The 13,346-nt window shown below is 30.8% G+C and carries 9 protein-coding genes; all 9 read right to left on the minus strand.

Features of this window, described 5'->3' with window-relative positions; all coding sequences use genetic code 11:
- Positions 1-71: 71 nt before the first annotated feature.
- Positions 72-1,181, minus strand: a complete 1,110-nt coding sequence (locus Q1A15_RS07355) for a type 1 glutamine amidotransferase domain-containing protein (RefSeq protein ID WP_299621137.1) — start codon at positions 1,179-1,181, stop codon at positions 72-74.
- A 146-nt stretch (positions 1,182-1,327) separates the two neighbouring features.
- Positions 1,328-2,113 (minus strand): hypothetical protein, encoded by a 786-nt coding sequence (locus tag Q1A15_RS07360; RefSeq protein ID WP_299621140.1) that lies wholly within the window; start codon positions 2,111-2,113, stop codon positions 1,328-1,330.
- A 249-nt stretch (positions 2,114-2,362) separates the two neighbouring features.
- A complete protein-coding gene (locus Q1A15_RS07365; protein ID WP_299621142.1) occupies positions 2,363-3,799 on the minus strand; it encodes an alpha-amylase family glycosyl hydrolase in 1,437 nt (478 codons plus the stop codon).
- A 2-nt stretch (positions 3,800-3,801) separates the two neighbouring features.
- The gene (locus Q1A15_RS07370; RefSeq protein WP_299621145.1) at positions 3,802-5,469 is read right to left on the minus strand and encodes an alpha-amylase family glycosyl hydrolase; all 1,668 of its coding nucleotides are present in this window, start codon (positions 5,467-5,469) and stop codon (positions 3,802-3,804) included.
- 43 nt (positions 5,470-5,512) lie between these two features.
- Entirely contained in the window at positions 5,513-7,891 is a 2,379-nt protein-coding gene (locus Q1A15_RS07375; protein ID WP_299621148.1) for a TIM-barrel domain-containing protein, read from the minus strand.
- Positions 7,891-8,844, minus strand: coding sequence for an alpha/beta hydrolase-fold protein (locus tag Q1A15_RS07380; RefSeq protein WP_299621150.1), 954 nt, complete (start codon positions 8,842-8,844; stop codon positions 7,891-7,893). The genes Q1A15_RS07375 and Q1A15_RS07380 overlap by 1 nt, the downstream gene beginning before the upstream one ends.
- A 22-nt stretch (positions 8,845-8,866) precedes the next feature.
- A complete protein-coding gene (locus Q1A15_RS07385; RefSeq protein WP_299621152.1) occupies positions 8,867-11,173 on the minus strand; it encodes a glycoside hydrolase family 65 protein in 2,307 nt (768 codons plus the stop codon).
- Positions 11,174-11,196: 23 nt separating this feature from the next.
- Positions 11,197-11,856 carry a beta-phosphoglucomutase gene (gene pgmB, locus Q1A15_RS07390; protein WP_299621154.1) on the minus strand — a complete coding sequence of 220 codons (660 nt, stop codon included), beginning with the start codon at positions 11,854-11,856 and terminating at the stop codon, positions 11,197-11,199.
- Complete coding sequence (locus Q1A15_RS07395; RefSeq protein ID WP_299621157.1) at positions 11,849-13,231, minus strand: MFS transporter; 1,383 nt, start codon at positions 13,229-13,231, stop codon at positions 11,849-11,851. The genes pgmB and Q1A15_RS07395 overlap by 8 nt, the downstream gene beginning before the upstream one ends.
- Positions 13,232-13,346 lie beyond the last annotated feature (115 nt).

The raw sequence follows: 13,346 nt of genomic DNA on the forward strand, positions 1-13,346 counted from the left end.
GTAAAAGTCCGGCACTACTGAGAATAATCAGAAATATATCAGAAAAATTCAATTCTTTATTTTTCTCAAATTTAATTGTTTTTCAACAACTTTTTTTCGCAACTTTTGATAAATGAAACTAAGCTTACAAGATCTACAAATCCAGACACTTTTCCTCCTAAAACTTCCAACATACTATGTTGAGCTATTAATAATCGATCAACAGGTTTAGAATTATCAAACATAAATTCTGATATTTTTTCTTTGGCAGCTTTCTTTCCTTTTGATTTGTAAACAGCTAAAACTGAAACAGCATTTTCTTCGCCTGTTATTTCTCTTTCTTTTGGAGTGTGACCTAATTGTTTGATCATAGTTTCTGCCACTTTCCAAGTAGACCATGGGTTTTGACCAGTAATAATGTTCTCGTCATGATTTACTTTCTCTAAATACTTTTCGCTTGAAATAAATTTAGCGCCTTGCTTTCTTATTTCTTCTTCCAATAAAAACGGAAATATATTTTTGGCTTCTGGAATTAAAAATAACTCTTCTTCATTCGTAAAACTGGTGATCTTTTTATCTTTTAATAAAGCCGATCCATTACTTAATTTTACGTTAACCAATGCAGCTGGACCATGACATACCGCTCCAATTACTTTATTATTTTCGTAATAATTTTTAAGCATTTCATGAATCATAGGATGATTTGGGAAATCAAACATTGCTCCTTTTCCACCTACAAAAAAAACTGCATCGTATTCATTAAAATCAATATCTCCTAAAACCAAAGTATTATTAATTTTCTCTTGAGCTTCCTCATCATTTAAAAAGGCATAATCGTATATACCCATATCTTCTTTGTCAAGCACAACAGGTGCTTTTCCTCCTAACGGACTTGCCACTGAAACTTCGTAACCATTAGCTTGAAAAACATAATAAGCTCTAGATAATTCTGTTAATTCATAACCGGTTTTCTTTTGAGATTTTCCCATTACAGCTGTACTTGTAACTACAGTCAATATTTTTCCTCTATTGGAAATTCTATTTTGTGATAAATATGGAATTTCTTCTGCAATAGTATTTTCTATATTTAATTTTTTAGCAGGAAGTAAACTCACAAACCAAAAACCAAAACATACAATTATTAAGATTAAACTGGCAAGTACTCCTAAACTGTACTTTAAAAAAGGATATCTTTTTAGCATTTTATAAATTTTTATAATTAATGCTAAATACGTTATAATCCCTTGAAATCACTGACGAAATGATAATTCCGTCAGATTATATTATAAAAAAGTAAACAAAAAAAGAGGGAAATAATCCCTCTTTTTTATATCGTATGATTTCTTATTTATGGCATCCAAAAAGATGAAATTTTATCATTCCAAGATACTTTCCAAAACCAAGTTCCAGATAAAGTATGATGTCTTAAATTACTTTCTCCATAAAAATTAGAACCTTGGTATTTGTTAAATGTCAACCTTTTTCCTGTATAACAACTATGCTCATAAAAACTTACTTGTTGGAAACTATTAGATCTCATGTAAAAAGAACTAATTCTATCATTATTATGTCCTAAATATTGTTTTCCGTACGTTCTTTTGTTTAATCCTCTTATATCAGATAATTCATAAACATAGTTAATGTCTTCAAAGAAACGAATTTCGTCGTTACCTGGTAAATCTACATTAATACAATTGTTTCTTGAAGCTAATTCTCCTTTTACAACTTCTTTTGTTTCTCTTAACTCTTCTGCTGTAAATGCATCAATTTCTTTAGCTGTATTAAAGATTTTCATTTTAATCTCTTTGTAATTTCCTTTTTCAACAACACCTGTTACTAAAGTACCTTGCGGTCCTTCTTCTCCTCTACCGAAAACTTCAACTGCTATTTCTTGATCTCCATAAGCATCGACGATTTCTTGAGTTTCATTATTAAATACATATGTTACTTGAAACTCTTTTCCGTAGTAATCGTATTTGTGATTTATGTTTATAATTTCGCTAGGAAACTCTTTTAATAAAACACTTGCTTTAGTTTCTAAATCTGGCTTCATCTCAACTAATTCTTCATTAGTATTGCATCCAATAATTAAAATACTCAACGCTAATACTATGTAATTATAAAATACTTTCATTCTTTAAATTTTATGTTTTTTATTGTTTGGTTGGATCGGTATTGAATAGCTATTGTTTGATCACAAAGCAAAACTATTATCAGTATAAAAATATCTTACAAGGGATTTTCCCTTTTTTCGATAAGGGAAAAAATGAATTATCTCAGTTATAACACTTGGAGCTAAGAAAATTAAAACTTCATATTATACAACAAAAAAAGGACCATGAAAACTGTCATGATCCTTTTAAAAGTATAGTTGATTTTTAGTTTATTTTGTCTTTTCTAAAACTAAATATTCCCAAGGTTGTAATTCAACTTCTGTTGTACCTTTGAATTCTTTTTTAGTGAAATAATCTTTTTGATCTTCTGTTAAAGGTAAAGTAACTTTCTGACTATCTTTAGATAAGTTTCCAACAAAAGTAACTTTATCACCATCTTTTTCTCTAGAAAACGCTAAAACATGATCATTTTTAAGATCTATATTTGTATAAGAAGCTTTTTCTTTTCCTCCGTTTAAAGCCTTATTTGTTTTCTTTAAGTTCGCAAGTTCAGCTAATAAATTCCATGCTGCTCCTTTTGCTTTAGGAATAGAATCTTTTTCGAAGAATTTTAATCTGTGACTTAAACCATATTCTTGTCCAGAATAAATCAAAGGCATTCCAGGTGTTACATAACTTAATACAGTAAAAGCATTCGCTCCTTCTCCCATTCTTTCTTTAATAGTTCCATTCCAAGAATTTTCGTCGTGATTCGTAACGAAAGTCATGATTATATCATCTTTAGCATAACGTTTTTGATCTTTAACAAAAGTGCTATCCCATTCTTTTACATTCTTTTCTCCTTTAGCTATATGATTCATTGCATGATGACGATCCCATCCGTAACCCATATCAAATAAACCATCTTTTAATAATTCTGGTTCCCAAGCTTCAGCTAACATAAAAATATCTTTTTTCGCACGTAATTGAGGAATTGCTTCTTGCCAGAATGCAGTAGGAACTTGTCCTGCTACATCACAACGGAATCCATCAACACCTTCATTTGTAATCCAGTGGCTCATATCAGCAATCATTTGCTTACGCAATTCTGGATTATCATAATTTAAATCAGCAACATCTGTCCAATCTGTTCCTTCAGGATGTACCACTTCTCCTTTATCATTTTTTGTATAAAAATCAGGATTTGTAGTTAACCAAGTATGATCCCAACCAGTATGATTTGGTACCCAATCTAATATTACATAAATACCGTTATCGTGAGCAGTTTTTACTAATTCTCTAAAATCCTCAATAGTTCCGAATTCTGGATTGATTTTTTTGAAATCAGAAACAGCATAATAACTTCCTAAATATTTTTCTCTTTCTCCTTCAGGAAATTCAGAAGCAAACTTACTATTCTCGCCTCCAGTAGCTTTACGTTTCGTTTCTGAAATAGGGAAAACTGGCATTAACCAAATAATTTTCACACCTAATTTCTTTAACTCAGGAATATCTTTTGTGAAAGCATCAAAACTTCCTTCTGGTGAATATTGACGAATATTAGCTTCATAAATCACCGCTGTTTCTAGAACATCTTTACTAATAGGTTTTAGTACTTCGGCGACTATATTTTCTTGTTTTTCTGCTACTTTTTCTTCCTTTTTTTGCTCTTGTTTACAAGATAAAAGCAACAAACTTATTGATACTATACTTAGTATTTTTTTCATAATTATATCTTTTCTAATAAAATAGTAGTGTATGGAGAATCTAATGTTATTTTTCCTTCGGAAACTTTCACTTTTTGATTTGAGTATGCGTCTCTTAGTTCATCTTCATTTTTAAATACAGATGAAACATCAACAGTTTTTGATCCTTGTTTTAAATCTACACCAATAATAACTTGATCTTTAAAGTCATTTTTATTGAAAGTTCTTGAGAAAACATAAGGTGTTTCTGCAAGCATTTTATGACTACCTGCTCCAATTGATGGATGATTTTTTCTAAACTGACCTAATTTTTGCCAATGTGCTAAAACTTCTTGAGTTTTTTGATCATTTTGAATCTTTTCCCAATTCATGAAAGAACGTAACGTAGCGTCACCTATAGTTCCTTCAATAATCAATGATCTTGCAGATTCGTCACCATAATATACTTGAGAAGTACCCAAACCTAATAACAATCGATTAGCTGTTTCAAATGGTTTTTCTCTTTTTGGATCAAATGGCATTCCATCATCGTGTGAACTCATGTAATTTAAAACACCATAATCTTTTAAATCGTTACTTAAAATACTGTCGTACTTTTTATTAAAATCTTCAAAAGATAATTGCTTAGCATTCCATTTGAACTCAAAATTGATTAAACTGTTAAATGCATTATCGAAATAATTCACATCTTTATCTCCAAAATTGAATAGTTTACCATTAGAAATACTGTAATTGTAAACTTCTCCAACTAAATAAAAATCGTTGTTATCTAATACTTTAGCAGGATTATTTTTCTTCCACTCAGCAAAAGTATAATCACATTCTTTTTTAAATTCTTGCCAAACATTTTCTTCTGTATGTTTTACAGTATCAACTCTATAACCATCGATTCCATATTCTTTAATGTAATCTGTAAGCCATTTCATGATGTAAAACCTCGGAGCTCTTGGATGACCAGTTCTAGTGAAAAATTCGTCTAGCTCTTTTACTTCCTGTTCGTAACGTCCTTCTTTTTTCCACTTCTCTACCAATTGTGGAGGTAAAGCAACTTCTTCATTACTTTCAGTCTTAATATCTGGTAAGTTTTTAACTAAAGTACACGTAATTGTATTTTCATAATTACTGTATTTACATTGTGGTTCAGTTCTAACCCATTCATTTGGCCAAACTGGATCTTTTTCTGTAACCGGGCCAATATGATTAATCACAGCATCTAACAGAATTCGAATTCCGTGTTTATGAGCTGTTTCTACTAGTTCTTTTAAATCTTTATCAGTACCATAATTAGGATCAATTTTAGTCCAATCTTTAGTCCAATATCCATGGAATCCGTATGTAATTCCAGTTCCTTCATCTGTTCCTCCGTGAATTTGTTCAACTACAGGAGTCATCCAAATTGCATTGATTCCTAACGTATTGAAATAACCTTCTTTAATTTTTTGAGTAATTCCTTTTAAATCGCCTCCTTTAAAACCTCTTAATTTGGCTGTCTTTTTTGTTCGATCAAAGTTTACATCGTTTGCAGTATCTCCATTATTAAAACGATCTGTTAATAGGAAATATAAATTTGCACCATTCCACACAAATGGTGTTTCTGGCTTTTTAGCTACTGATTTTTCTTCAACTTTTTTTTGTTCTTTGCAACTAATTATAGCTAGTGCAACAAACAAGATTGTAAGTAGTTGTTTCATTAATTTAAATTTTAAATGCTATAAAATTTAGTTTGTTTCGAGACTAAAATTTTACAGTGATTTTATTTGATTTTGAAGTATGCCACTTTACAGAAATATGTAACTGATTTAAAGTACTATTCCATTTAAAATCGACTTTCTTCTTATTTGATTTTACTTTTTTAGGTTTTGACTTAATATTATGTACTATTAAAACAACATCCTTATCATTTTCTTTGTAATTCTTTCCTGTAGTTGCCTTAAATTTAATTTCTAGCTCCTTTTTAGTAGACTTTGAACTAAATTTTAAAATCTCATATGCTTCTTTCTGATAAGCATCTGCAGTTATACCATCATCATTGTAAATTTTTCTTTTTGATTTCTCTACTGAAGGATGATGATAATAATGTAAATCGAAAGAATTTAAGTTATAATCTTTAGTAGTTTGTACTAAAGCACTCATAGGAATAAAGCTTCCAGCTCTTACATAAGTTGGAATATTTTCTTCTACAGTTTTTATACTTTTTGTTGTGCCACCTTCTTCTATAGTATCTGTATAAAAATTGAACCAGTAATTCTTTTTAGGAAAATAAACTTCTTGTTCAGTTTGTTTTGCCTTTAAAATTGGTGTGATTAAGAAATCTTTACCCCATAAATATGAAGTTGACTTGGTAAACATATCTGCATCTTGCTCTTCAAAAAATAAAGGACGCATTAATGGTTTTCCTTTACGACTATTTTCGAAAACTAAATTATAGTTATATGGTAATAATTGATAACGTAATTCGATAGCTTTCTTAGCTAAAGATTTTGCTTTATCAGCTCTAAAAACAGGTTCACTAGCAACTTCTTCTTGCGCATGAGGCCTAAATATTGGTTGGAAAACTCCGTATTGTAACCAACGAACATATAGCTCGTCATCTAAATTTGCTCCAGCGAAACCTCCTAAATCAGAATGCATATAAGCTAATCCTTGCATTCCCATTTGTAAAGCAATTTCTGGTTGACTTTGTAATCCGCCCCAAGTTCTATTTACGTCACCAGACCAAGGAACTAAACCAAATCGTTGTGATCCAGAATAACCGGCACGCATCAAGATAAACGGACGCTCATTAGGATAATTTGCTTTATAACCATCGAAGATTAATTTAGCCCAATCGTGTCCATAAATATTATGTACTTCATCAGCTGTTCCTGTAGCATGTAATAGTTTTGAAGGATGAACTTCTGGCTCTCCTAAATCTCCCCAGAAACCTTCAACTCCCATATCTTTTAAACCTTTATAAATATTCCAAAACCATTTGTTACCTTCAGGATTGTAAATATCTATTAATCCAGTATTTCCGAAGTAAAAATCATATGTAAAAGGATTTCCTGCTTCATCTTTACCTAAAATTCCTTTAGATTTAGCTTCATCCCATTTTTTAGATGTAGTTAAAATAAAAGGTTCAGTAATTAAAACAGTTTTTACACCTTCATTTTTAAAATCACTTACCATTTTCTTCATATCAGGAAAAGAATCTTTAAACACTTCTAAATTCCCCATGGTTCCTTTGATGTCTTTGCCAAACCAGTATAAATCTAGAATAACAGCATCAATAGGAATTTGTTCTTTTTTAAATGCTTGAATTGTATTTCTTGTTTCTTGTTCTGAATGATAACCAAATCTACTCGAAAAATTACCTAAACTCCAACGTGGAATCATTGGTTGTTTTCCTGTTAAATCTGTATAATTATCTAATAATTCATACCAAGTATCTCCTACAATAATTTGATATGTTTTTCTACCAGAAATGGTTTCGTAGGTAAGTGTGTTATTTTTCTCGCTATCTAAATCTAAATATCCAATTGGAGCATTATCAAAATGAACCATATATTTTTTTGAAGAAACTACTAATGGCATTGTGTAATTCATTAACTCTGATCGAGTTTCGTAACCATAATGAGCTCTATTGTATAATTGTAAACGATTTCCTCGTCTGTTCATACCTAAAGCTCTTGCTCCTCCTCCGTATAAAACTTCATCTGAAGTTAGATTTAATTCAATAGCGTCGTTCTTGTCTTTTTTATAGTATCCTTTCTTCTCAGAAGTAATTAATTGATCTTTATAATAATACTTGATTTGAAAAGGAGATTTTACAACCTCAATTTTTGCTTTTTTGGTTTTAAACGTTACTTTATCACCAGAATCATTAAGGTTGATATCTACGTTTTTTGGTTTTGCAACCACCGCATGTGAAGCTGCTTTATAACTTTCATTCTTAGGAATAAAGGTTGTTTCTATGATTTGGTTAGAATAAAAACGGATTATATAAATTCCGTCGTTAACTACAACATTTAAAACATCTCCTGTTTGTACAGAAGCTTCTTTGAAAATTCTATTACTATTTTGTGCGTATACAATACTTTGTATACAAAATAAAATGAAGAAAAACTTTTTCATTATTTCTTTAATAAAAATAAAAGAGGAATATTTAATCTCTTACTCCAAGATATTTCTGAGTGATTTGTTCCTTCAAAAAATAAATTTTTAGAATTGTTTTCAGAATATCCTTTTTGTTTTAAAATTTCATCAACTTTTGGAGCATATTGAGGATAAAATTTATCTAAAGTTTTGTTACCATAATCAAAATAAACCTTGTGATTACCTGACTTTGGTAAATGTTTAGACATGTATTTGAAAATAGCTTCAGGAAAAGGATTATCGTCCATTGGCATTGCTCCAACCCAATGTGTAGATAAGCACGCTGCACCACCAAAGACTGATGGATACTCGCTAATCGCATACATTGACATTAATCCACCCATACTAGATCCCATAATAAATGTGTGATCTTTATCTGTGTAAACGGAATAATTCTTATCTATAAAAGGTTTTAATTCTTTAACGATAAACTTTAAATAATTGTCTCCATTTAGTTTAAAGTTTTTAGAACCTGAAATACTTTTTAGTATAGCTTTCGTTTCTTCTGCTATAAAATCATAAGCTTTTTGAGGAAACAAATCTTGCCATCTAATATTAGGAATATTGTGAATACCTACGATTATGAAGTCTTTAATTTTGTCTTCTTTCAATAGTTTCGTAGCCCATTCATCGATTTCCCATTCTTGTTTATTCCATGTTTGGGTGCTATCAAATAACATTTGTCCGTCGTGCATGTACAATACATTATACTTTTTAGTTTTAGTATAATCTTTTGGTAACCATACATCAACAGGTCTATCTTTTATAAACTTAGAAGAAAAATGTTCTACACGTTCTAGTGTACCAGAAAAAAGTACAGTTTTACTTAACTTTTTAACAGAAAACTCTTTTGTTGTAGATGTGGTGTTGTTTTGTTGCCCGGTCGCACTTATTACTATTAAAAAAACGATAAGGTGTAGAACATTCTTCATATTTATATATTAACGAACTTAATTATACAGTTACTAAGTTATTTGGTTTTACTACAATTTTAGTATCATTTACGAGAAGTTCTAACTCTTTATTTCCTTCAAGTTCGAACTCAGTTCCTTTTTTAGAAACTTTAATCTTTAAAATCTGATCTCTAAAGTTTATTTTAAATGAAAATGCTTCCCATTGCTCTGGAATTTGAGGAGTAAAACTCAACATTCCATCTTTGATACGCATTCCTCCGAAACCTTCAACAATACTCATCCAAGTTCCTGCCATAGATGTAATATGAAGTCCTTCTTCAACTTCTTTATTATAATCATCTAAATCTAAACGAGATGTTCTTAAATAGAATGTATACGCTTGTTCCATTCTACCTAATTTTGCTGCTTGAATACTGTGAACACAAGGAGAAAGAGAACTTTCATGAACCGTGTAAGGCTCATAGAAATCAAAATGTCTTTCTAATTCTTCTGTAGAAAAATGATCTTCAAAGAAGTAAAAACCTTGTAATGTATCAGCTTGTTTGATGTATGGAGAACGTAAAATACGATCCCAACTCCACTTTTGATTAATTGGACGCTGAGATTTATCTAAATCTGCAACAGTGATTAATTCTTTATCTAAGAAACCATCTTGTTGTAAATATACTTGATGTTTTTCTGAATATGGGAAAAACATATTATCTGCAACTCTTTTCCAATCAGTTAATTCAGCTTCAGTGAATTTAGTTTTAGCTAATATTCTTTCGTAATCTTGAGAATACTCTGATTTTACAACTGCTATATTTTCTAAAGCATAATCGATACACCATTTAGCAATGTAATTTGTGTACCAGTTATTATTAATGTTGTTTTCGTATTCATTTGGTCCAGTTACACCTAACATTACGTATTTCTGTTTGTCTTCAGAAAAATTAACCCGTTGATGCCAAAAACGAGCTATACCGATTAAAACTTCTAATCCTTTTTCAGGAATGTAGCTATAATCATTAGTATATCTATGGTAATTAAAAATTGCAAATGAGATAGCTCCATTTCTATGAATTTCTTCAAATGTGATTTCCCATTCATTATGACATTCTTCACCATTCATTGTTACCATTGGATATAAAGCTGCACCATTAGTAAAACCTAATTTCTCAGCATTCTCTATAGCTTTGTCCAATTGATTGTAACGGTATGTTAATAAGCTTTTTGCTACTTCTTGGTTTTTAGTAGCCATATAGAAAGGTAAACAATATGCTTCTGTATCCCAATATGTACTTCCACCATATTTTTCTCCGGTAAATCCTTTCGGACCAATGTTTAATCGAGCATCTTTACCTAAATATGTATGATTTAATTGCATGATATTAAACCGAATACCTTGTTGAGCTTTAACATCACCTTCAATAGTAATATCGGCCATTTCCCAAATATTACCCCAAGCTTCTTTTTGTTGAGTTAATAAAGTAGCAAAACCTAAATCTGTAGCTAATTTTAAAGTATTTTTAGCTGCAGTAATTAATTGATTTTTATCGTGATTTCTATCAACTACATAACCACCAAATTTGTGTATCGTAGCTGTTTCATTAGCTTTAGTTTCAAGAACATATTTAAAACTAACTTTAGTTTCAGTCTCTATAATTACTGGAGAAGCTTCTTGTTTCGCCGAGTTTGCAAATAATTCTGATTGCATAAAAGTACACGTATGAAAATTAGTTTTCATTGTGTGCGCTTCTATAAATGCTTGTCCGTTTTCAGCTAAAACATTAACAGTATTCCAGAATTGATCGTCCCAATTACTATCTTCATTCTGAATGCCACTATCTAAATAAGGTTCAAAAGTAATAGTAGCATCACCAGAAATTGGAGTTACGTTATATTCAATAGCTCCAACTTCATCTAAATCAACACTTAAAAAACGTTTAGTATTAACTTGTATTTTAATATCATTGGCTAAAACTGCAGTAAAACTACGTGATAACCAACCTTCTTTCATGTTTAATTCACGTTTAAAATCTGAAACTTCTTTACAAGTATGTAAATCAAGTTCTTCATTATTAACGTATACATTTATTCCTATCCAATTAGGAGCATTCAAAACTTTAGCAAAATACTCTGGATATCCATTTTTCCACCAACCAACTCTAGTTTTATCTGGGTAATATACACCTCCGATATAACTTCCTTGAAAGGTTTCTCCTGAATATTTTTCTTCAAAATTAGCGCGTTGTCCCATGGCACCATTACCAATACTGAATAAACTTTCAGAAGATTTTACACGATCTTCATTATATCCTTCTTCAATAATAGACCATTCGTTAGGTATGATATAATCTTGGTTCATTTCTAGTTTAATTGTTGTGGGGGTTAGTGTTTGTTTATAAGTTCAGTAATAAATTCTGTAGTGATTTCTGTAAAATCTTGAAAAACAAAATCTGCTTCAGATAATACATCCTCTTCTCCAATACCAATTGACACCATATTTGCTGCATTAGCTGCCTGAATACCTGCAATTGAATCTTCGAAGACTATACAATGTTCTGGTTGTATATCTAAATTTTTAGCGGCAATCATAAAAACTTCGGGGTCTGGTTTTGCTTTTGAAACATTGGTTCCATCTACAATTGCATCAAATGTATCGTACAGTGCTACTTTCTTTAAGATAGTTCTGGCATTCTTACTCGCCGAACCTAAAGCAACACCTTGATTTTCGTCTTTTAGAAGATCTAAGACTTTTGGAACATCAACTAAAATCTCATCTTTAGTCATTGTTTCTATGTAAGATAAGTAATCTTGATTTTTCTTATCCATCAATTGATTAAACTCTTCTTCGGAAATAGAAACTCCACCCCAATTCAGTATTTTTTCTAGGGATTTTACTCTACTTACTCCTTTTAATTGTTCGTTCTGATCTTCTGTAAAATCGATACCTAAATCGTTAGCCAGCTTTTTCCAAGCTAAAAAATGGTATTTAGCAGTGTCTACAATAACACCGTCTAAATCAAATATGAATCCTTTTTTATTCATTTTCAATTTCAATTTCGTACGTAATTGCTTTCTTGTTAGTTATTAAAAAGTTAGATAGGCCTGCTAGGACTAATGAAATACCTGCTACAAGCATTGCATTAATAGCTTCTTTTCCAAAAAGATTAGAAATAAATACGATACCTCCAATTGCAGCTATAATCTGTGGAATTACTATAAACATGTTAAAAATTCCCATAATTACTCCCATTTTCTTAGGATCTACAGAACTTGATAACATTGCATATGGCATAGAAAGTATACTACCCCAAGCAAAACCGATAAGTATAAATGAAATTGTTAGATATTCATGTGAAGGAATAAACTTCATGATTAAAAAACCAATTCCTCCAAGAATTAGAGAAACCATGTGTACATATTTTCTATTGATTCTTCTTTTTGATGTGTAAAGAACTAAAAGTAAGGCAAAAGCCATAGATGATAATCCATAAACTCCCATGTAAGATCCTACAGAGTTAGATGCTTTTTGAAAAGCTGTGTTAGCTACATTATACGCTTCTAATTCTTTAGGGTTATCCATATTATAACTTTCTTTTACTGGAGCTGGAGCGTCAAATACATGTTCTGTTAAGGCTGGATTAGCCATACTCCACATCGTAAAAAATGCAAACCAACTGAAAAACTGAATCACTCCTAATCTTTTCATTGTAGTAGGCATACTACCAATGTTATTAATGATATCTGGTATGAATTGATTTTTCTTAGCTTTTTCACGTTCGAATTCTTCCATATCTTCAGGAGGATATTCTGATGTTGTAAAGACTGTATAAAGTATACTAACTAAAAATACAAAAGCACCTACAGCAAAAGCAACTTTTACAGACATAGGAACTACTCCTTGTGCAGCAGAATCGCTAACACCTAATGTAGAAACTAGCCAAGGTAAATTACTTGCTACCCAAGTACCAATACCAATAATTAATGTTTGTACTACAAAACCATATGAACGCTGTGATTCTGGTAATTTATCGGCTACTAAAGCTCTAAATGGTTCCATTGAAACATTAATGGAAGCATCTAAAATCCATAGAAAACCACCAGCCATCCATAATGCAGGCGAATGAGGCACAAAAAATAATGCTAAGGAACTTAAAACAGCTCCAATAAGAAAATAGGGTCTTCTTCTTCCCCACTTTGGACTCCAAGTTCTATCACTTAAATATCCAATAATTGGTTGTACAAGTAAACCTGTTAAAGGAGCAGCAATCCACATTAATGGAATATCGTCTTTAGACGCTCCTAAGGTTTGAAAAATTCTTGACATAAATCCACCTTGTAAGGCGAATCCAAATTGAATTCCAAGAAAACCAAAACTCATGTTCCAGATTTCCCAGAAACTTAATTTACGCTTGTTCATTATCGTAAAGTATTGTTAGTTATATACTACGATAAGCGCTAGACTTATCATTCTTTTTTGCGGAAGTAAGATTATCGATAAGTCTAAATATGCGGTAAATATATAAATTTTATTT

Origin of the sequence: uncultured Tenacibaculum sp. (assembly GCF_947495995.1) — a bacterium.
Taxonomy (GTDB): Bacteria; Bacteroidota; Bacteroidia; order Flavobacteriales; family Flavobacteriaceae; genus Polaribacter.

What these genes read in the sequence shown, in the direction of transcription:
- Q1A15_RS07355 (WP_299621137.1), bottom strand. Translation starts at nt 1,181, where the DNA reads ATGCTAAAAAGATATCCTTTTTTAAAGTACAGTTTAGGAGTACTTGCC.
- Q1A15_RS07360 (WP_299621140.1), bottom strand. Translation starts at nt 2,113, where the DNA reads ATGAAAGTATTTTATAATTACATAGTATTAGCGTTGAGTATTTTAATT.
- Q1A15_RS07365 (WP_299621142.1), bottom strand. Translation starts at nt 3,799, where the DNA reads ATGAAAAAAATACTAAGTATAGTATCAATAAGTTTGTTGCTTTTATCT.
- Q1A15_RS07370 (WP_299621145.1), bottom strand. Translation starts at nt 5,469, where the DNA reads ATGAAACAACTACTTACAATCTTGTTTGTTGCACTAGCTATAATTAGT.
- Q1A15_RS07375 (WP_299621148.1), bottom strand. Translation starts at nt 7,891, where the DNA reads ATGAAAAAGTTTTTCTTCATTTTATTTTGTATACAAAGTATTGTATAC.
- Q1A15_RS07380 (WP_299621150.1), bottom strand. Translation starts at nt 8,844, where the DNA reads ATGAAGAATGTTCTACACCTTATCGTTTTTTTAATAGTAATAAGTGCG.
- Q1A15_RS07385 (WP_299621152.1), bottom strand. Translation starts at nt 11,173, where the DNA reads ATGAACCAAGATTATATCATACCTAACGAATGGTCTATTATTGAAGAA.
- pgmB (WP_299621154.1), bottom strand. Translation starts at nt 11,856, where the DNA reads ATGAATAAAAAAGGATTCATATTTGATTTAGACGGTGTTATTGTAGAC.
- Q1A15_RS07395 (WP_299621157.1), bottom strand. Translation starts at nt 13,231, where the DNA reads ATGAACAAGCGTAAATTAAGTTTCTGGGAAATCTGGAACATGAGTTTT.